The sequence below is a fragment of the Pseudomonas sp. FSO-7 genome (genome assembly GCF_059579345.1).
Genome location: NZ_CM184193.1, coordinates 4297659 through 4315642 on the forward strand (window position 1 = coordinate 4297659; position 17984 = coordinate 4315642).

The window sequence follows — 17984 nt, forward strand, 5'->3', positions numbered from 1 at the left end:
CACTCCCTCAATAACCCAGCGACAACCCGGTATTGCGACGGGGGTCGTTGGCGCCATAGAAGCGGTTCTTGCCCACGGGCTTGCCGCCCAATGACGGCGCGCCGACCAGGATCGCGGCAATGTGGTTGGGGTCCTGCGGGCCGGCGAACTTGTGCCCCCAGCTCTCCAGCAGCTTTTGGGTATCGGGGCTGGCCGCGAACGTCTCCAGATTGGTTTCCTCCGGCATCCATTGTTGATGGAAACGCGGCGCATCGACCGCTTCCTGGAGGTTCATGCCGTAGTCGATCACGTTGAGGATGGTCAGCAACGTCGCGGTGATGATCCGACTGCCGCCCGGGGTGCCCACCACCATGACCGTCTTGCCGTCCTTGGTGACGATGGTCGGGCTCATGGATGACAGCGGCGCCTTGCCCGGCGCGATGGCGTTGGCCTCGCCCTGCACCAGGCCATACATGTTGGGCACGCCGACCTTGACGGTGAAGTCGTCCATCTCATCGTTGAGGATCACCCCGGTCTTGCTCGCCATGACACCGGCGCCGAACCAGTCGTTCAAGGTGTAGGTGACCGAAACGGCGTTGCCCCACTTGTCGACGATGGAGTAATGGGTGGTGTTGCTGCCCTCATGGGGCGCCACGCCGGGCTTGATCTTCTGCGAGTCGCCGGCCTTCTGCGGCTCGATCGCGGCCCGCAGCTTGGCCGCGTAGTTTTTATCCAGCAGATGGTCGATGGGGTTCTTCACGAAGTCCGGATCACCCAGGTAGCTGTTGCGGTCCACGTAGGCGTGGCGCATGGCTTCGATCTGATAATGCATGCCCTGGGCCGAATGAAACCCCAGGTCCTTCATGGGGTAGCCATCGAGGATGTTCATGATCTGGCACAACACCACCCCGCCGGAACTGGGCGGCGGCGCCGAGATGATGTGGTAGCCACGGTAGTCGCACTCCACCGGAGCCAGCTCGCGGGTCTTGTACTTGTCCAGGTCGGCCTGGGTGATGATGCCTTTATTGGCCTGGCTGGAGGTGACCAGGGCATCGGCGACCCAGCCTTTGTAGAAGCCGTCGGCGCCCTTGGCGGAGATTTCCCGCAGGGTCTTGGCGAGATCCTTTTGCACCAACTTCTGACCGACCTGCAGGGGCTCGCCGTTGTGCAGGAAGATCGCACCGGAGTCGCGCATGTCTTTCTTGAACACATCGGTGGCGGTTTCCAGCAGATCGACATCCCCCTGTTCCAGGGTGAAGCCTTCCTCGGCGAACTGGATGGCCGGGGCGATCAGTTCCGCCCGGGGTTTGCTGCCGTACTTGCTCAACGCCAGTTCCATGCCGGACACGGTGCCGGGCACCCCTACCGCCAGGTGGCCGCGGGTGCTGAGTTCGGGCACGACATTGCCGTCCTTGTCCAGGTACATGTTGGCGGTAGCGGCCAGGGGGGCCTTTTCGCGGAAATCCAGGAACGTCTTGCGACCATCGGCCAGTTGCAGGGTCATGAAACCACCCCCGCCCAAGTTGCCCGCCGCCGGATACACCACCGCCAGGGCGTACCCTACCGCCACCGCCGCATCCACGGCATTGCCGCCGTTCTTGAGCACGTCGACCCCGACATGGGTCGCCAGGTGCTGGGCGGTGACCACCATGCCGTTCTCAGCGGCCACCGGCGCTTGGGAGGCAGCCTGGGCATACAAACAACTGAGGGTCAGGGTGGTGGCAACGAGGGTCCGGGCAAAAGATTCGAACTTCATGAGTCGGCCTCTTCTTGTTCTAAAAAGTCGGGGGATCGCATCAAGCAACTATCTAGTATGGCTCGGTTTGCGTAATGCGCCTGTCTCCCCGCCCCCCGGGTGACGTCGCGGCAACCTTTGGGATAGGCTCCTGCGGTTCATCCCTCAACGCATAAGGACATCGCCGATGACGCTACGAATCGAACGCACCGACACGCCCACCGACGAAGAACGCCAAGCCATCCTCGCCCCGCTACGCGCCTATAACACGGCCAAGACCGGTGGAAGTGCACCTGAACTGGTGGCCTGGCTGGTGCGGGACGAACAGGGCGAAATTGTCGGCGGACTCTATGGGCGAGTGTTTTTTCGCTGGCTGTACATCGAGTTGCTGGTGGTGCCGGAACAGGCCCGAGGCCAGGGCACAGGCTCGACCCTGATGCGGATGGCCGAAGAACTGGCCCGGGAGAAAAACTGCGTGGGCATTTGGCTGGACACCTTCGACTTCCAGGCGCCGGCGTTCTACCGCAGGCTCGGTTTCACCGAGTGCGGCCAGATTGACGACTACCCGCCGGGCCATCAGCGCTTTTTCTTCCAGAAGCGCCTGACGCCCTCTGACTGAAACCCAACCCCTGTGGGAGCGAGCCTGCTCGCGATGGCGGTGGGTCAGTCGACAGACATGTTGACTGTTGGATGGCTATCGCGAGCAAGCTCGCTCCCACAGGGGGATTGCGGTGGATGGCAATCTTTCGGCCACCCAGGACCAGTGTGGGAGCGGGCTTGCTCGCGAAAGCGGAGCATCAGTCGACAACAATGTTGAATGGTTAACCGCTTTCGCGAGCAAGCCCGCTCCCACATTCGATCCGGTGTTCAACTCGAATTGCTTATAGACACGTCGCCAACGCCGCCAACCGGCGCTTGGCCACGAAGTCGTCATGCTTGGCGTAATAACTCAACTCGGTGCCCGTCGCAGCGGCGTGCAAGTCGACAAACGATTCGGCGGAGCGGGTGTAGACCGTCGAGCCGCCCTTCTTGCCCGGTTGCAGGTAGGCGCCGGCATCGACACCGAACACCGCCTCGTCCTGCCAGGAAAACTGCACGCACTGGGCCACGACCTGTTCCGGTTTGTCCGAGGTCAGGGTCTTGTAAGGGGCCTGGGTCCGGGCCTCGTTCATCGCCGAACCCGCGCAGCCGGCCAGCAAAGTGGCGGCCAGGGCCACCGTCAACATTCGCATTGCGTTCACTCATCGAGAAAAAACCGGACTGTAGCACTGCGATCCAAGCCATCGTGCTGCTTTACTGAAATTTACCCGCGACAGCGAGCACCGATTCACGCAATCTGTCGCGCCATCGCCACCAGCCACGCGGAATACCCATGACCCCCAACGCCGAGTTCTACAAGCCCACTCCGGAATATGCCGACAAACTGATCAGCCAAATCGGTCAGACACCTTCCTGGATCGCCAAGCGAATCGGCGTCACCGACAAGCGGATTCGCTACATCCTCGACGGCGAACGTACCGTCAAAGGCGAAACCACGCCGATCCAGATGACCTACACCGAACAATTCGCCCTCGAATGCCTGGCGGCTGCGGCCAAGGCCAGCAAGAAACAGTCTTCATCCCCCAAGGAGTGACCATGGCGGCAACCGAACAGCAACACGAACGGGCCCTGGAAAAGTTTCTCGATGAGCGCCCCGAACTGCGCCACGAGCTGGATCACCTCAACCCGCTGCTGGCCCAGGCCAAGGGCGAGACCGCCGCGCAGTACCGTGCCGAGCGGTTACATGAAGCGTTCGAAGCCGAGGCCGAGCGCCTGGGCCTGTTCGCCTGGGAACTGACCCTGCAACTGACCGCCGCCTCGCCCGAGGAATACCAGGCCCAGCGCCTGGAGGTGCACAAGGAAGTGGCAGAGATGGCGGGGATGGAATGGGCGGAGTATTGCGAGTTGCATGGCCTTAAAACCCAAGGCTGAACACAACTCTGTGGCGAGGGAGCTTGCTCCCGCTGGCCTGCGCAGCAGGCCTAAAAAAAGCGACTCAATCAACCTGACACACCGAGTTGCCAGATCCAGGGGCTGCTGCGCAGCCCAGCGGGAGCAAGCTCCCTCGCCACAGGGTCAACCTCCAAAGGTCTCGCCCTTTTCCTGGCAATCGCCCCTCCGCCCATAAAGCTTTATCATGGCCGCAGTTTTGCTGATCGGGTCTGTCATGAAGTTCGCCATTGCGCTGTTTTCCGCCGCCCATGCGCCCTCCTCGCGCCGTGCCTTGCTGTTTGCCCAGGCGGCGCTGGCAGGTGGGCATGAAATCGTGCGGCTGTTTTTCTATCAGGATGGCGTCTATAACGCCTGCGCCAGTGTCGTCACGCCCCAGGACGAACAGGACCTGCCCCAACAGTGGCGCGCATTCGTCAGCGACAACCGGCTCGACGGCGTGGTTTGCATCGCGGCAGCGTTGCGTCGGGGCGTGTTGAACGAGGAGGAAGCCCAGCGCTACCAACGTGCGGCGGCCAGTGTCGAGGCGCCCTGGGCCTTGTCCGGGTTGGGCCAGTTGCACGATGCGATCCAGGACGCCGACCGCTTGATCTGTTTTGGAGGCGCGTGATGGCCAAGTCTTTATTGCTCATCAGCCGCCAGGCCCCCTGGTCCGGCCCCGGCGCCCGTGAAGCGCTGGACATCGTCCTCGCCGGCGGGGCGTTCGACCTGCCCATCGGCCTGCTGTTTCTCGATGACGGCGTGTTCCAGCTCAGCGCCGGCCAAAACGCCAAGGCAGTCCAGCAAAAGGACCTGAGCGCCAACCTGCAGGCATTGCCGATGTTCGGCGTCGAGGAACTGTTCCTCTGCGCCGACAGCGCCGCCGAACGTGGCGTTGCCAGCGCTGCCCTGGCGCTGGGCGAGGTGAAAGTACTGAACGCGCCGGACATCGCCGCGCTCATTGACCGTTACGACCAGGTGATCACCCTCTGATGTCGACTTTGCATGTGTTGTCTCATTCGCCCTTCGGCGATAACCGCCTCGCCAGTTGCCTGCGGGTGCTGGGCAATCAGGATGCGCTGCTGCTGTGCGGCGACGCGACATATGCGTTGCAGCCGGGCAGCCCACCGTTTGCAATGCTGCAGGCCGCCGGCGTGAATCTGTTCGTGCTCGCCGAAGACCTCCAGGCCCGTGCCCTGGACACCCCAGACTGGGCCGAAGCCATTAACTACTCAGGCTTCGTCGAGCTATCGATCGAGCACGACAAGGTCAACACCTGGCTATGAACACGCTGAACGTGGGCGACCGCGCCATCGCGCTGGACAAGGACGGCTACCTGGCCGACCTGGACGACTGGTCGGCCGACGTCGCCACGGCCCTGGCCACCGCAGAAGACATCGAGTTGAGTCCCGAACACTGGGAAATCCTCGAACTGCTGCGCGGTTTCTACGACGAATTCCAGCTCTCTCCCGCGACCCGGCCGCTGATCAAGTACACGGCGCTGAAACTGGGCGCGGACAAAGGCAACAGCCTGCACCTGAACCGATTGTTCAAAGGCACTCCCGCCAAACTCGCCGCCAAGCTGGCGGGCCTGCCCAAACCGACGAATTGCTTATGACCGACTTTCCAGCACTGACCCTTGAGACCCCGGCCGAACACCCGTTCGCCCAGTTCGTGCGCATCCTTGGCAAAGGCAAGCGCGGCGCCCGCAACCTGACCCGCGAAGAAGCCCGCGAGGCCATGGGAATGGTGCTCGATGAAAAGGTCGAGGACACCCAACTGGGCGCCTTCCTGATGCTGCTGCGGCACAAGGAAGAAAGCGCCGAGGAAATGGCCGGTTTCACCGAAGCCCTGCGTGAACGCCTGGTGGTCCCGGCGTTGACGGTGGACCTCGACTGGCCGACCTACGCTGGCAAGAAGCGTCATTTGCCGTGGTACCTGCTGGCGGCCAAGTGCCTGGGGCAGAACGGCGTGCGGATTTTCATGCACGGCGGCGGCGCACACACGGCCGGTCGGCTCTACACCGAACAATTGCTGGGCCTGCTGCAGATCCCACTGTGCCGGGATTGGCAACAGGTCGGCAGTGCGCTGGACAACGGCGGCCTGGCCTTCATGCCGCTGGTGGACTGGGCGCCGCAGATGCAGCGCATGATCGACCTGCGCAACACCCTGGGCCTGCGCTCGCCGATCCATTCCCTGGCACGGATTCTCAACCCACTGGCCGCCCGTTGCGGCTTGCAAAGCATCTTCCACCCGGGCTACCAGGCCGTGCATCGCGATGCCAGCGGCTTGCTCGGTGACACCGCCATCGTGATCAAGGGCGACGGCGGCGAGATCGAGATCAACCCGGACGCCGACAGCCACCTGTACGGCACCACCGGCGGCGCCAGTTGGGACGAAGAATGGCCGCGCCTGGCCGAGCAGCGCCACGTCAAACCGGAGAGCCTCGATCCCGAGCACTTGAAGGCGATCTGGCGTGGTGACGTCGAAGACAGTTATCCGCAATTGGCGCTGATCGCCACCATGGCGTTGGCCTTGCGCGGTTTGGGCTTGGCTCGCGAAGAAGCGTTCGACAAAGCCCGGCAGTATTGGGATGCCCGAGACCGTTCGATTTAACCGATCATTAACGCCCAACCTTTGCGCTTTTAGTTCGAACCTATCGGAATAGACTCGTCTCCAATGATGATTGAGAGAGGAGATCGAGATGGGTTTGTTGGTCGAAGGCCGCTGGCAGGACCAGTGGTATGAAAGCAAGGACGGCACTTTCCAGCGCGAACAGGCGCAGCGCCGTCACTGGGTCACCGCCGACGGCAGCGCCGGCCCTTCGGGCGAAGGTGGGTTTGCCGCCGAGGCCGGGCGCTACCATTTGTATGTCTCCCTGGCCTGCCCCTGGGCCCACCGCACGCTGATCTTGCGCAAGCTCAAGGGCCTGGAAGACTTGATCGATGTCTCGGTGGTCAGCTACCTGATGCTGGAAAACGGCTGGACCTTCGACAAGGCCCACGGCTCCACAGGCGACAAACTCGACCACCTGCAATTCCTGCATCAGCGCTACACCGCCGACACGCCAGACTACACCGGCCGGGTCACCGTGCCGGCGCTGTGGGACAAACAGCAACAGCGCATCGTCAACAACGAATCGGCGGAAATCATCCGCATGTTCAACAGTGCCTTCGATGGCTTGACCGGCAACGACCTGGACCTGTATCCCGAGCACCTGCGCCGCGATATCGACGCGTTGAACGAGCGGATCTACCCGGCGGTGAACAACGGTGTGTACCGTGCCGGGTTCGCCACGACCCAAGCGGCGTACGAAGAGGCTTTCGACCGGCTATTTACCGAGCTGGATTGGCTGGAGGCGTTGCTGGCAAGCCGACGTTACCTGGCTGGTGAATACCTGACTGAAGCGGATATCCGCCTGTTCACCACAATCATCCGCTTCGACGCGGTGTACTTCGGTCACTTCAAATGCAACCTGCGGCGCATCGCCGATTATCCGAACCTGTCGAACTGGTTGCGGGAGCTGTACCAGTGGCCGGGCATTGCCGAAACCGTGGACTTCACCCACATCCAAGGCCATTACTATGGCAGCCACAAGACCATCAACCCCAACGGGATCGTGCCCAAGGGGCCGAAGCAGGACTTTACGCTCGCCCATGATCGGGGGAGGTTGAGTGGGAAAGGGATTTGGCTTGGGACCCGGGATTGATCCGGGATCTTTGTTGCAGTTGAGGGCCTCTTCGCGAGCAAGCCCGCTCCCACATTTGATCGCGTTCAGCCGAAGAATTAAGGCTTACCCCGATCCAATGTGGGAGCGGGCTTGCTCGCGAAGGGCGCGACGCGGTCTTTAGACCTGCCCCTGAGCCCCTTCAAACCACGCCAGTTTCTCGCGCAGTTGCACCACTTCCCCAACGATCACCAGCGTCGGCGCATGCACCTCATGCTCGGCCACCAGCCGTGGCAAGTCCGCCAAAGTGCCGGTAAACACCCGCTGGTTGGACGTCGTACCTTGCTGGATCAACGCCGCCGGCGTATCCGCCGCGCGACCGTGCTTGATCAGCTCGTTGCAGATCATCGGCAAGCCGACCAAGCCCATGTAGAACACCAGCGTCTGCGCCGGCGACACCAGGTCGGCCCACGGCAAGTCGCTGGTGCCGTCCTTGAGATGGCCAGTGATGAAACGCACCGATTGGGCGTAGTCGCGATGGGTCAGCGGGATCCCGGCGTAGGCCGCGCAACCGCTGGCGGCGGTGATGCCCGGGACGACCTGGAACGGGATGCCATGGGCCGCCAGCTCTTCGATCTCCTCGCCACCACGGCCGAAGATGAACGGATCGCCGCCCTTCAACCGCACCACGCGCTTGCCCTGGCGGGCCAGATCGACCAATTGCTGGTTGATCTGGTCCTGGGGCACGGCGTGTTCGGCGCGGCGCTTGCCGACGTAGATGCGTTCGGCATCGCGCCGGCACAGTTCGAGAATCGCCGGGGCCACCAGGCGGTCGTACAGCACCACGTCCGCTTGCTGCATCAAGCGCAAGGCGCGGAAGGTCAGCAGGTCCGGATCACCCGGCCCGGCCCCCACCAGATACACTTCGCCCGGCGCGTTCGGCGCCTGGCCGTCGATCTTTTCCCGCAGCAAGCGCTCGGCTTCGCCGCCCTGCCCGGCCAGTTGGCGGTCGGCGATAGGGCCTTGGAACACCTCCTCCCAAAACGCCCGGCGCTGCTGGACATCGGGAAACAGTTGCTTGACCTGATTGCGAAAGCGCGCCGCCAGCCCGGCCAGTTGCCCGTAGGTGGACGGAATCCAGGTTTCCAGCTTGGCCCGGATCAGCCGCGCCAGCACCGGCGCGTCGCCGCCACTGGACACCGCGATCACCAGGGGTGAACGGTCGACAATCGCCGGGAAGATCACGCTGCACAGGGCCGGCGCGTCCACCACGTTGACCGGCACGCAACGCTTGTGGGCGTCGGCCGAGACCTGGGCATTGAGCGGTTCGTCGTCGGTGGCGGCAATGATCAGCCCGCACCCGTCCAGATCCGCCTCAAGGTAACCGCGCTGGACACACTCGCCGCCGCTGCCACTGACCAGTTCCCGCAACTGCGGTTCGATGTCGGGTGCGACCACCCGCAGCAACGCGCCGGCATCGGCCAGCAGGCGGGACTTGCGCAAGGCAATCTCCCCGCCGCCAACCACCAGCACGCGACTGCCGCGCAGGTTGTGGAACAGTGGCAAATAGTCCATTTAGCCGATGACCTCGATGCCGCCCATGTAAGGCTTCAACACCTCGGGCACACGGATCGAACCGTCGGCCTGCTGGTAGTTTTCCAGCACCGCCACCAGGGTCCGGCCCACCGCCAGGCCGGAGCCATTGAGGGTGTGGACCAGTTCCGGCTTGCCGGTTTCCGGGTTGCGGAAACGCGCCTGCATGCGGCGGGCCTGGAAGTCGCCACAGTTGGAGCACGATGAAATCTCGCGGTACTTGTCCTGGCTCGGGATCCAGACTTCCAGGTCGTAGGTCTTGACCGCACTGAAACCCATGTCGCCGGTGCACAGCGCCAGGGTACGATACGGCAGTTCCAGCAGCTGCAGGACCTTCTCGGCGTTGGCGGTCAGGCTTTCCAACGCTTCCATGGACTTCGAAGGCTCGACGACCTGCACCATCTCGACCTTGTCGAACTGGTGCTGGCGGATCATGCCGCGGGTATCACGACCAGACGCCCCGGCTTCACTGCGGAAGCACGGCGTGTGGGCGACGAACTTGATCGGCAGTTGCTTGGCGTCGACGATCTCGCCGGCCACGATGTTGGTCAGCGACACTTCGGCGGTCGGGATGAGGTACAGGTCGGCTTCGCCGTCGCGGCTGATCTTGAACAGGTCTTCCTCGAACTTCGGTAACTGACCAGTGCCTTGCAGCGCCGGGGCTTGGACCAGGTACGGCGTGTAGGCTTCTTCGTAGCCATGCTCAGTGACGTGCAGGTTGATCATGAACTGCGCCAGGGCCCGATGCAGACGGGCGATCGGCCCACGCAGCAAGGCGAAACGGGCGCCCGACAGCTTGGCGGCGGTTTCGAAGTCGAGCCAGCCGAACTTCTCGCCCAGGGCCACGTGGTCCTGCACCGGGAAATCGAAGGCTGTCGGCGTGCCCCAACGGCGCACTTCGACGTTGCCCTCTTCGTCTTCACCGACCGGCACCGATTCGTGAGGCAGGTTCGGGATGCCCAGCAGGATCGCATCCAGCTCGGTCTGGATCGCGTCCAGCTCGACCTTGCCCGCGCTCAATTCGCCCGCCATGCGCTCGACATCGGCCATCAGCGGCGCGATGTCTTCACCACGCTGCTTGGCCTGGCCGATGGACTTGGAGCGCGCGTTACGTTCAGCCTGCAGGGCTTCGGTGCGGGTCTGGACGGTCTTGCGCTGTTCTTCCAGCGCTTCGATGCGCGCGACGTCCAGGGCAAAGCCACGGGAAGCCAGGCGGTCCGCTACGTCCTGAAGGTTGCTACGTAACAGTTTGGAATCGAGCATGTCGGTCTCTCGTTATCAAAGTTTGGTCAGGGACAGGCCGGCCCAGGTGGCGAGCAGCCCGCCGAATACGCTGATGGCCGCATAGCCCAGGGCCAGCGGCACCTGCCCGCTTTCCAGCAGGCGCACCGTATCCAGTGAAAAGGATGAAAAAGTCGTCAGGCCGCCGAGAAAGCCGACCATCAGCCCCGCGCGTACCTCGATGGGCACTTCCGGGCGAATCAAAAACAGACCGTATAGAACGCCGATCAGCAGACAGCCCACGATATTAACGGCCAGCGTCGCGGTATAGAAGTGCCGGGGCCAATTTGCGTTGATCCAGTTGCCTGTGGCGAAACGCAGCAACGTGCCGGCGACGCCGCCAGCGGAAACAGCCAGTATCAAGGGTATCAAGGTTTTCTCCGCTGCCGTGGACTCAAGCGGTCCAGTTGCGCCAAGTGGTTGAGCTTCTCGCCGATCTTCAGCTCAAGGCCACGAGGCACCGGCTGATAGAAGCGCTGGGGTTCAAGTTCATCAGGAAAATAGTCTTCGCCGGCGGCATAAGCGTCCGGCTCGTCGTGGGCGTAACGGTATTCTTCGCCATAGCCCAACTGCTTCATGAGCTTGGTCGGCGCGTTGCGCAGGTGCAGCGGCACTTCGAGGGAACCGTGCTCGGTGGCGCTGCGCATCGCCGCCTTGAAGCCCATGTACACCGCATTGCTCTTCGGCGCACAGGCCAGGTAGGTGATGGCCTGGGCCACGGCAAGCTCGCCTTCCGGGCTGCCGAGGCGTTCCTGCACGTCCCAGGCCGCCAGGCACAGGCTCAAGGCCCGGGGATCGGCATTGCCGATGTCCTCGCTGGCCATGCGCACCACCCGTCGCGCCAGATACAACGGATCGCAGCCACCATCGATCATGCGCGCAAACCAGTACAAGGCCGCGTCGGGGTTGGAACCGCGAATGGATTTGTGCAGCGCCGATATCTGGTCGTAGAACGCCTCGCCGCCCTTGTCAAAACGACGGCGGGTATCGCCCAGCAGGCTTTGCAGCAGCTCGACGCCAATCTCGCTATCGTCTTCGGCCAGGTCCGAGGCGTTTTCCAGCAGGTTGAGCAAGCGCCGGCCATCGCCATCGGCGGCGGAAAACAGGATCTGGAAGCCTTCATCGCTAAGGCTCAAATGCCGCTTGCCCAGGCCGCGCTCCTCGGTCAGTGCCCGATGCACCAGTTTGCGCATCGCCGCCTCGTCGAGGCTCTTGAGCACATAGACCCGCGCCCGCGAGAGCAAGGCGTTGTTGAGTTCGAACGAAGGGTTTTCAGTGGTGGCGCCGATGAAAATCAGCGTGCCGTCTTCGACGTAGGGCAGGAAGGCGTCCTGCTGGGACTTGTTGAACCGGTGCACCTCATCGACGAACAGGATCGTGCGCTTGCCGTACTGCCCGGCCTGCTGCTTGGCCACTTCCACCGCCTGGCGGATTTCCTTGACCCCGGCCAGCACCGCAGACACCGTTTCGAAGTGGGCGTCCGAGACTTCCGCCAGCAGTCGCGCCAGGGTGGTCTTGCCCACGCCCGGCGGCCCCCAGAAAATCATCGAGTGCAACGCACCCTGCTCCAAGGCCTCGCGCAGAGGCTTGCCGCGGGCGAGCACATGTTCCTGGCCGACGTACTCATCCAGGTTGGTCGCACGCAGGCGGGCGGCCAATGGCTGGGCAATCGGGGCGCTTCGAAACAGGTCCATGATTACTACAAAACCTCCGCTGGGTCCTGTTGCCGATCAGTTAAACAACGAACAACACAGTTCCCCTGTGGGAGCGAGCTTGCTCGCGATAGCGGTGTGTCAGTCAACGGAGATGTTGAATGTGATGCAGCTATCGCGAGCAAGCTCGCTCCCACAGGGGGCTTGGGTTTACTCCTGGATCACATCGGCACCCTTGGGGATGTCGAACTTGAACTTGGACGCGGCGATCGGCTCGTTGGCCTTGACCCCGGTGAACAGGATATTGGTGCGCTGGCCGACACTGTCGATCAGTTGCATGTCATTGACCAGGCCGTTGCGGAACGACAGGCGCAGGCTGTCGAACAGGCTGTCCTTGGTCTTGGGCTTGAGGGTGAAGTCAATCACGCCACCGGCCTCTTTGGAGGTGATGTCGAAGCTCTGGTTGATCTCGGAGATATCACCGGACAGCAGCAGCGCCGGGGTCTGGGTCAGGCGCTGGTCAAGGGTCTTGATGGTCACCTGTTCCAGGTCCGGGTCCCACAGGGAGACTTTCTTGCCGTCGGACACCATCAATTGTTCGGCTGGCGCATCGGTGTGCCAGTAGAACAGGCCCGGACGCTGCAGGGCCATGTCGCCGGCGGTTTCCTGCAACTGGGTGCCACTGCCATCGAGGGTCAACTGGGAGAAACGTGCCGTCAGCGTCTTGGAGCCCCCCAGCAATTGGGTCAGGCGGGCCACGTCCTTTTCGCCGGCGTGGGCCGACAAGGTAGACAAGGCCAGTACGGGCAACAGCAACATGCGAATCAGGCGCATGGGAGTCCTCATGAAGTCGTGGGGGGTCGAGCGGCGCTTCAGCAGGCCGCCCGGGTCGTTAGTCGCGCATCGGGCCCGGCGCCAGTACTTCGCGCGAGCCGTTGGTGTTCATGGCCGTCACCACCCCGGCCATTTCCATGGCTTCGATCATGCGGGCGGCGCGGTTGTAGCCGATCTTCAGCTTGCGCTGAACGGCGGAAATCGAGGCCCGACGGCTTTCCAGGACGAACTGCACCGCTTCGTCATAGAGCGCATCGGTTTCAGCATCGTCGTCACCGCCGCCACTGCTGCCTTCGAAACCGCTGCCGGCCTCTTCGACACCGTTGAGGATGTCGTCGTTGTATTCAGGGGCGCCGCGCAACTTCCAGGCTTCCACCACGCGGTGCACTTCGTCGTCGGAAACGAACGCGCCGTGGACACGGATCGGCAGGCTGGTGCCCGGCGGCATGTAGAGCATGTCACCATGCCCCAGCAACTGCTCGGCACCGCCCTGGTCGATGATGGTCCGCGAGTCGATCTTGCTCGACACCTGGAACGCCATGCGGGTCGGAATGTTGGCCTTGATCAGGCCGGTGATCACGTCCACCGACGGCCGCTGCGTGGCGAGGATCAGGTGGATACCGGCCGCACGGGCCTTCTGGGCGATACGGGCGATCAGCTCTTCGACCTTCTTGCCGACGATCATCATCATGTCGGCGAATTCGTCCACCACCACCACGATGGTCGGCAGCTTGTGCAGCAGCGGCGCTTCGTCGTGGATGCTTTCGCGGTGATACAACGGGTCGCTCAATGGCGTACCGGCCTCTTCGGCCTCCTTGACCTTGGCGTTGAAGCCCGACAGGTTGCGCACGCCCATCTTCGCCATCAGCTTGTAGCGGCGCTCCATCTCGGCGACGCTCCAGCGCAAGGCGTTGGCGGCGTCCTTCATGTCGGTGACCACCGGGCACAGCAGGTGCGGAATGCCTTCGTAAATCGACAGTTCGAGCATTTTCGGGTCGATCATGATCAGCTTGGCGTCTTCCGGGCCGGACTTGAACAGAATCGACAGGATCATCGCGTTCACCCCTACCGACTTACCGGAACCGGTAGTACCGGCCACCAGCAGGTGGGGCATCTTCGCCAGGTCGGTGATGACCGGCTTGCCGCCGATGTCATGGCCCAGGGCCAGGGTGACCGGCGATTTGTGGTTGTCATACTCAGGCGTCGACAGCACTTCGGAGAAGCGCACGATCTGCCGGTCTTCGTTGGGAATCTCGATGCCCACGGTGGTCTTGCCGGGAATCACTTCCACCACCCGCACGCTGGTCACGGCCAGGGAACGCGCCAGGTCCTTGGCCAGGTTGGCGATGCGGCTGACCTTCACGCCGGCGGCCGGCTGGATTTCGTAGCGGGTAATCACCGGGCCCGGGTGGATCGAATCCACCGACACTTCGACCCCGAACTCCTTGAGCTTGATCTCCAGCAAGTGGCCGACAGCCGCCAGGGATTCAGGGGAATAGTTGAGCTGTTTCTTCTCGGCCGGGTCCAGGATCGAGATCGGCGGCAATGTGCCTTCCACCGCACTGTCGACGAACAGCGGCGCCTGTTTCTCTTTCTGCACGCGCTTGCTCTGCTCCGGCGGCTTGGCCGGGGCCATGGTGATGACCGGTGGCACCTGCTTCTCGCGCTCGGACATGTGCTTGCTCAAGGCCTGCTCACGCTCGATCAGACGCTCCTTGACCTTGGCCTGCTCGCGCTTGTCCGGCGTCGTCGGGGCCACTACGTCATGGACGCGGTCGTCGACTTCACGCAGTTGCGCCACCAGTTGCTTACGCTCGGTGCGCGCCGCCCACCAGCGGTTCATGGCGCCCTGGATCAGTTCGATCAGGTCGAGGGTGATCTTGCCGGTGACGTCCATGACCTTGAACCAGGACAGGTCGGTGAACACCGTCAGGCCAAACAGGAACAGGGCGATGAACAACAACGTGCTGCCCTGGATGTTCAGGGCGTTCCTGGCCAGGTCGCCGAGGCTTTCCCCCAGCGCGCCGCCCGCCCCGGCCGGCAAGCCGGTGGGCGCATGGAAATGGATATGGGCCAGCGCGGCCCCCGACAACACCAGGAACACCAGGCCGATCAGGCGCCAGGAGAACAGCCAGCCGCTCCACTGCCACGGCTCGTGGCGCTGGCGGAAGATCTGGTAGGCCTTGATCGCCAGCAGCAACGGGAAAATGTAGGCGAAATAGCCCAGCACCATGAACAGGATGTCGGCGCTGTAGGAACCGGCCGGACCGCCGAAGTTCTGCACATCGTCGATCTTGCTGTTATGGCTCCAGCCCGGATCGTCCTTGCCGTAGGTCAGCAGGGCCATCATCAGGAACAGGCACAAAGCACCGATGGCGATCAATGCACCTTCCTTGAGCCGGTAGTGCAGTTGCTGACGCCAGAGCGGAACGACTGGTTTGGGTGCTGCGGTGGATTTCTTCAAAACGCTTCTTTTCCTGCGCCAACGGCGCGTCCATCTGTTGAATGACTATAAAAAACTGCCCATGACGAGCAGGTAAAAAAGTGAATGTGCACAACCGGTACTACTTTTACCACTGTGAGGTGCATCCAGAAAACTGCGGGCGTGGCCGAAAATTTTGATCTTTAGCCCATCCTGCGTTCAGAACCCAGGCATTGTACGGGTTTGCCAGCGTCAATTGGACCACGCATTCTCTTTTGTGACAAAGGCTTATGAGGTGTTTTTATGAGCGAAGCGAAGCATTCACGCCTGATCATTCTGGGTTCCGGCCCTGCGGGGTACAGCGCGGCTGTCTATGCCGCCCGCGCCAACCTCAAACCCGTTGTCATTACGGGTCTGCAGGCCGGTGGCCAGCTCACCACCACCGTGGAAGTCGATAACTGGCCCGGCGATGTCGAAGGCCTGACCGGCCCGGCACTGATGGAGCGCATGCAACGGCACGCCGAGCGTTTCGACACGCAGATCGTCTACGACCATGTCCACACCGCCAAGTTGCAGCAGCGCCCGTTCGAATTGATCGGCGACAGCGGCACCTACACCTGTGATGCGCTGATCATCGCCACCGGCGCCTCGGCCCAGTACCTGGGGCTGCCCTCGGAAGAAAGCTTTGCTGGCAAAGGGGTTTCCGCGTGCGCGACCTGCGATGGCTTTTTCTATCGCAACCAGGTGGTGGCGGTGGTCGGCGGCGGCAATACCGCGGTCGAAGAAGCCCTGTACCTGTCGAACATCGCCAGGGAGGTGCACTTGATCCACCGCCGCGACAAGCTGCGCGCCGAGAAAATCCTCCAGGACAAACTCTTCGAAAAGGCCACCAGCGGCAATATCAAGCTGCACTGGAACCAGAACCTGGATGAGGTCCTGGGCGACGCCAGCGGCGTGACTGGCGCGCGCCTGCGGCACAGCGAGACCGGCGAAACCAGCACCTTGTCCCTCGCTGGGGTGTTCATTGCCATCGGCCACAAACCCAACACCGATCTGTTCCAGGACCAGTTGACGATGCGCGACGGCTACTTGCTCGTGCGCGGCGGCAGCGAAGGCAATGCCACCGCGACCGCTATCGAAGGCGTATTCGCCGCAGGCGACGTGGCCGACCATGTCTATCGCCAGGCGATTACCTCCGCCGGCGCCGGCTGCATGGCCGCACTCGACGCGGAGAAGTATCTCGATGACATCCCTGCCGTTTGACGGTTAACCTTCCAGGCGGGTGCTCGCTGACGGGCGAGCCCCGCACCTGCCGCCCTCCCCTTCTACAAGCCGGACACTCATGCTGACTTGGTTACAACGCAACAGCCTCGAATTCCCGCCACTGGCAAAAGCCATGCGCGATCCCAACGGATTATTGGCCGCCGGTGGTGATCTATCCGCCGACCGGCTGATCCAGGCCTATCGCCACGGCTGCTTCCCGTGGTTTTCCGAGGGGCAACCGATCCTGTGGTGGTCGCCGGACCCACGCACGGTGTTGTTTCCCGACGAACTGCACGTATCCCGCAGCCTGGGCAAACTGTTGCGCAAGCAGCGCTATAAAGTGACGTTCGATCGGGATTTTGCCGCGGTCATCCAGGCCTGCGCGGCACCACGAGACTATGCCGACGGCACCTGGATCACCGACGCCATGCAAACCGCTTATCTGGAACTGCACCGACGCGGTTTCGCCCATTCGGTGGAAGTCTGGGACCAGGGGGGGCTGGTGGGCGGCCTGTATGGCTTGGCCATGGGACGGTTGTTTTTTGGCGAGTCCATGTTCAGCCGGGCCGACAATGCGTCGAAATTCGGCTTCGCCACCCTGGTCCAACACCTCAAGGCCGCCGGTTTCGTGCTGATCGACTGTCAGATGCCCACCGAGCACCTGCACAGCCTGGGCGCCCGCTCGATCCCGCGCACGCAGTTCGCCGAGTATCTCAAGGCGCACCTGGATTCACCCAACCACGCGACCTGGGTTTGCTGAGCGACATCCGCGCTCCTGGCTTACAATTAGATTTAAAGCTCATCCGAGGGTTGATCATGACCGAGTTGGCGCGTTTGAAGTTCTATGCCACTCAGCCCCACTCTTGCAGTTACCTGCCGGAGGAGCAGGCCACGACGCTGTTCCTCGATCCTAGCCAGCCCATGGATGTGCATGTCTACGCAGACCTGTCGGAAATGGGCTTTCGTCGTAGCGGCGATCACCTCTACCGGCCCCATTGCCAGCATTGCAACGCCTGCGTCCCGGCGCGCATTCCCGTGGCGCAATTTTTACCCAATCGCCAGCAGAAACGCATTTTCAAGCGCAACGCCGACCTTCAGGTCCGCCCGGCCAAGCCGCAGTTCACCGAAGAATATTTCGACCTGTACCAGCGCTACATCGAACAACGCCACGCCGACGGCGACATGTACCCGCCCAGTCGGGATCAGTTCTCGACGTTCCTGGTACGTGACCTGCCGTTTTCCCGCTTCTATGAGTTCCGACTGGAGGGGCGACTGGTCGCCATCGCCGTGACGGACCTGCTGCCCAACGGCCTTTCGGCGGTGTACACCTTCTATGAGCCGGAAGAAGAACGGCGCAGCCTGGGGCGCTTTGCCATCCTCTGGCAAATCAACGAAGCCCGGCGCCTGGGACTCGAAGCGGTGTACTTGGGCTACTGGATCAAGAACTGCAAGAAAATGAACTACAAGACCCAATATCGCCCTATCGAATTGCTGATTAACCAGCGGTGGGTTGTCCTGAGTTAGTACCCTTCGGCTTAAAAGCTAGAACCCCTTGGCTTGCCCCCCCTTTTTCGGGCACAATGCACGCCG

General features: G+C 62.5%; 20 protein-coding genes. 12 read left to right on the forward strand and 8 right to left on the reverse strand.

Features of this window, described 5'->3' with window-relative positions:
• Window positions 1-7 precede the first annotated feature (7 nt).
• The gene (gene ggt / locus AC515T_RS18605; RefSeq protein ID WP_496529550.1) at window positions 8-1735 is read right to left on the reverse strand and encodes a gamma-glutamyltransferase; all 1728 of its coding nucleotides are present in this window, start codon (window positions 1733-1735) and stop codon (window positions 8-10) included.
• A gap of 166 nt (window positions 1736-1901) precedes the next feature.
• On the opposite strand from ggt, the gene AC515T_RS18610 reads away from it, so the two are divergent.
• The gene (locus tag AC515T_RS18610) at window positions 1902-2333 is read left to right on the forward strand and encodes a GNAT family N-acetyltransferase (RefSeq protein WP_496529551.1); all 432 of its coding nucleotides are present in this window, start codon (window positions 1902-1904) and stop codon (window positions 2331-2333) included.
• A gap of 262 nt (window positions 2334-2595) precedes the next feature.
• On the opposite strand, the gene AC515T_RS18615 is transcribed toward AC515T_RS18610, so the two are convergent.
• A complete protein-coding gene (locus tag AC515T_RS18615; protein ID WP_496529552.1) occupies window positions 2596-2946 on the reverse strand; it encodes a hypothetical protein in 351 nt (116 codons plus the stop codon).
• Window positions 2947-3086: 140 nt separating this feature from the next.
• On the opposite strand from AC515T_RS18615, the gene AC515T_RS18620 reads away from it, so the two are divergent.
• The 8 genes from AC515T_RS18620 to AC515T_RS18655 all read left to right on the forward strand — a co-directional run bounded on the left by AC515T_RS18620 (window position 3087) and on the right by AC515T_RS18655 (window position 7391).
• Complete coding sequence (locus AC515T_RS18620; protein ID WP_060741573.1) at window positions 3087-3347, forward strand: hypothetical protein; 261 nt, start codon at window positions 3087-3089, stop codon at window positions 3345-3347.
• A gap of 2 nt (window positions 3348-3349) precedes the next feature.
• Entirely contained in the window at window positions 3350-3685 is a 336-nt protein-coding gene (locus AC515T_RS18625; protein ID WP_496529553.1) for a DUF6388 family protein, read from the forward strand.
• A gap of 235 nt (window positions 3686-3920) precedes the next feature.
• Entirely contained in the window at window positions 3921-4313 is a 393-nt protein-coding gene (gene tusD / locus AC515T_RS18630) for a sulfurtransferase complex subunit TusD (protein ID WP_060743167.1), read from the forward strand.
• On the forward strand, window positions 4313-4675 hold the full coding sequence (tusC, locus tag AC515T_RS18635; protein ID WP_122568525.1) for a sulfurtransferase complex subunit TusC: 363 nt from the start codon (window positions 4313-4315) through the stop codon (window positions 4673-4675). The genes tusD and tusC overlap by 1 nt, the downstream gene beginning before the upstream one ends.
• Window positions 4675-4968 (forward strand): sulfurtransferase complex subunit TusB, encoded by a 294-nt coding sequence (gene tusB / locus AC515T_RS18640; RefSeq protein WP_496529554.1) that lies wholly within the window; start codon window positions 4675-4677, stop codon window positions 4966-4968. Before tusC ends, tusB begins: the two co-directional genes overlap by 1 nt.
• Window positions 4965-5300, forward strand: a complete 336-nt coding sequence (locus AC515T_RS18645; protein WP_265036661.1) for a TusE/DsrC/DsvC family sulfur relay protein — start codon at window positions 4965-4967, stop codon at window positions 5298-5300. The genes tusB and AC515T_RS18645 overlap by 4 nt, the downstream gene beginning before the upstream one ends.
• A complete protein-coding gene (locus AC515T_RS18650) occupies window positions 5297-6298 on the forward strand; it encodes a glycosyl transferase family protein (RefSeq protein WP_490620542.1) in 1002 nt (333 codons plus the stop codon). The genes AC515T_RS18645 and AC515T_RS18650 overlap by 4 nt, the downstream gene beginning before the upstream one ends.
• Before the next feature lie 88 nt (window positions 6299-6386).
• Window positions 6387-7391, forward strand: coding sequence for a glutathione S-transferase family protein (locus tag AC515T_RS18655; RefSeq protein ID WP_496529555.1), 1005 nt, complete (start codon window positions 6387-6389; stop codon window positions 7389-7391).
• Between the two features lie 138 nt (window positions 7392-7529).
• Here the strand turns inward: AC515T_RS18655 and cysG are convergent, their stop codons facing one another.
• The 6 genes from cysG to AC515T_RS18685 all read right to left on the reverse strand — a co-directional run bounded on the left by cysG (window position 7530) and on the right by AC515T_RS18685 (window position 15173).
• On the reverse strand, window positions 7530-8924 hold the full coding sequence (cysG, locus tag AC515T_RS18660) for a siroheme synthase CysG (RefSeq protein WP_496529556.1): 1395 nt from the start codon (window positions 8922-8924) through the stop codon (window positions 7530-7532).
• Window positions 8925-10205: a serine--tRNA ligase gene (gene serS / locus AC515T_RS18665; RefSeq protein WP_496529557.1), complete on the reverse strand. Its 1281-nt coding sequence runs from the start codon at window positions 10203-10205 to the stop codon at window positions 8925-8927.
• A 15-nt stretch (window positions 10206-10220) separates the two neighbouring features.
• Window positions 10221-10595 carry a fluoride efflux transporter CrcB gene (crcB, locus tag AC515T_RS18670; protein WP_018608522.1) on the reverse strand — a complete coding sequence of 125 codons (375 nt, stop codon included), beginning with the start codon at window positions 10593-10595 and terminating at the stop codon, window positions 10221-10223.
• Window positions 10592-11917, reverse strand: a complete 1326-nt coding sequence (locus AC515T_RS18675; RefSeq protein WP_003203328.1) for a replication-associated recombination protein A — start codon at window positions 11915-11917, stop codon at window positions 10592-10594. Before AC515T_RS18675 ends, crcB begins: the two co-directional genes overlap by 4 nt.
• Window positions 11918-12085: 168 nt before the next feature.
• Window positions 12086-12709, reverse strand: coding sequence for an outer membrane lipoprotein periplasmic chaperone LolA (gene lolA, locus AC515T_RS18680; RefSeq protein WP_496529558.1), 624 nt, complete (start codon window positions 12707-12709; stop codon window positions 12086-12088).
• Window positions 12710-12767: 58 nt separating this feature from the next.
• Window positions 12768-15173, reverse strand: coding sequence for a DNA translocase FtsK (locus tag AC515T_RS18685; protein ID WP_060741564.1), 2406 nt, complete (start codon window positions 15171-15173; stop codon window positions 12768-12770).
• A gap of 261 nt (window positions 15174-15434) precedes the next feature.
• Between AC515T_RS18685 and trxB the strand changes: the two genes are divergently transcribed.
• From trxB to AC515T_RS18700, 3 genes are all read left to right on the forward strand, one after another.
• Window positions 15435-16394 carry a thioredoxin-disulfide reductase gene (gene trxB, locus AC515T_RS18690; protein WP_496529559.1) on the forward strand — a complete coding sequence of 320 codons (960 nt, stop codon included), beginning with the start codon at window positions 15435-15437 and terminating at the stop codon, window positions 16392-16394.
• A 79-nt stretch (window positions 16395-16473) separates the two neighbouring features.
• On the forward strand, window positions 16474-17154 hold the full coding sequence (gene aat, locus AC515T_RS18695; RefSeq protein WP_496529560.1) for a leucyl/phenylalanyl-tRNA--protein transferase: 681 nt from the start codon (window positions 16474-16476) through the stop codon (window positions 17152-17154).
• A gap of 56 nt (window positions 17155-17210) precedes the next feature.
• Entirely contained in the window at window positions 17211-17918 is a 708-nt protein-coding gene (locus tag AC515T_RS18700) for an arginyltransferase (RefSeq protein WP_053123176.1), read from the forward strand.
• The last annotated feature ends 66 nt before the right edge of the window (window positions 17919-17984 follow it).

Bases quoted from the DNA above. Each gene is read 5' to 3' on its own strand.
- lolA (WP_496529558.1), bottom strand. From the start codon at position 12,709: ATGCGCCTGATTCGCATGTTGCTGTTGCCCGTACTGGCCTTGTCTACC.
- trxB (WP_496529559.1), top strand. From the start codon at position 15,435: ATGAGCGAAGCGAAGCATTCACGCCTGATCATTCTGGGTTCCGGCCCT.
- AC515T_RS18700 (WP_053123176.1), top strand. From the start codon at position 17,211: ATGACCGAGTTGGCGCGTTTGAAGTTCTATGCCACTCAGCCCCACTCT.
- AC515T_RS18655 (WP_496529555.1), top strand. From the start codon at position 6,387: ATGGGTTTGTTGGTCGAAGGCCGCTGGCAGGACCAGTGGTATGAAAGC.
- AC515T_RS18645 (WP_265036661.1), top strand. From the start codon at position 4,965: ATGAACACGCTGAACGTGGGCGACCGCGCCATCGCGCTGGACAAGGAC.
- AC515T_RS18620 (WP_060741573.1), top strand. From the start codon at position 3,087: ATGACCCCCAACGCCGAGTTCTACAAGCCCACTCCGGAATATGCCGAC.
- AC515T_RS18675 (WP_003203328.1), bottom strand. From the start codon at position 11,917: ATGGACCTGTTTCGAAGCGCCCCGATTGCCCAGCCATTGGCCGCCCGC.
- tusB (WP_496529554.1), top strand. From the start codon at position 4,675: ATGTCGACTTTGCATGTGTTGTCTCATTCGCCCTTCGGCGATAACCGC.
- tusD (WP_060743167.1), top strand. From the start codon at position 3,921: ATGAAGTTCGCCATTGCGCTGTTTTCCGCCGCCCATGCGCCCTCCTCG.
- AC515T_RS18650 (WP_490620542.1), top strand. From the start codon at position 5,297: ATGACCGACTTTCCAGCACTGACCCTTGAGACCCCGGCCGAACACCCG.
- AC515T_RS18615 (WP_496529552.1), bottom strand. From the start codon at position 2,946: ATGCGAATGTTGACGGTGGCCCTGGCCGCCACTTTGCTGGCCGGCTGC.
- serS (WP_496529557.1), bottom strand. From the start codon at position 10,205: ATGCTCGATTCCAAACTGTTACGTAGCAACCTTCAGGACGTAGCGGAC.
- ggt (WP_496529550.1), bottom strand. From the start codon at position 1,735: ATGAAGTTCGAATCTTTTGCCCGGACCCTCGTTGCCACCACCCTGACC.
- aat (WP_496529560.1), top strand. From the start codon at position 16,474: ATGCTGACTTGGTTACAACGCAACAGCCTCGAATTCCCGCCACTGGCA.
- cysG (WP_496529556.1), bottom strand. From the start codon at position 8,924: ATGGACTATTTGCCACTGTTCCACAACCTGCGCGGCAGTCGCGTGCTG.
- AC515T_RS18625 (WP_496529553.1), top strand. From the start codon at position 3,350: ATGGCGGCAACCGAACAGCAACACGAACGGGCCCTGGAAAAGTTTCTC.
- tusC (WP_122568525.1), top strand. From the start codon at position 4,313: ATGGCCAAGTCTTTATTGCTCATCAGCCGCCAGGCCCCCTGGTCCGGC.
- AC515T_RS18610 (WP_496529551.1), top strand. From the start codon at position 1,902: ATGACGCTACGAATCGAACGCACCGACACGCCCACCGACGAAGAACGC.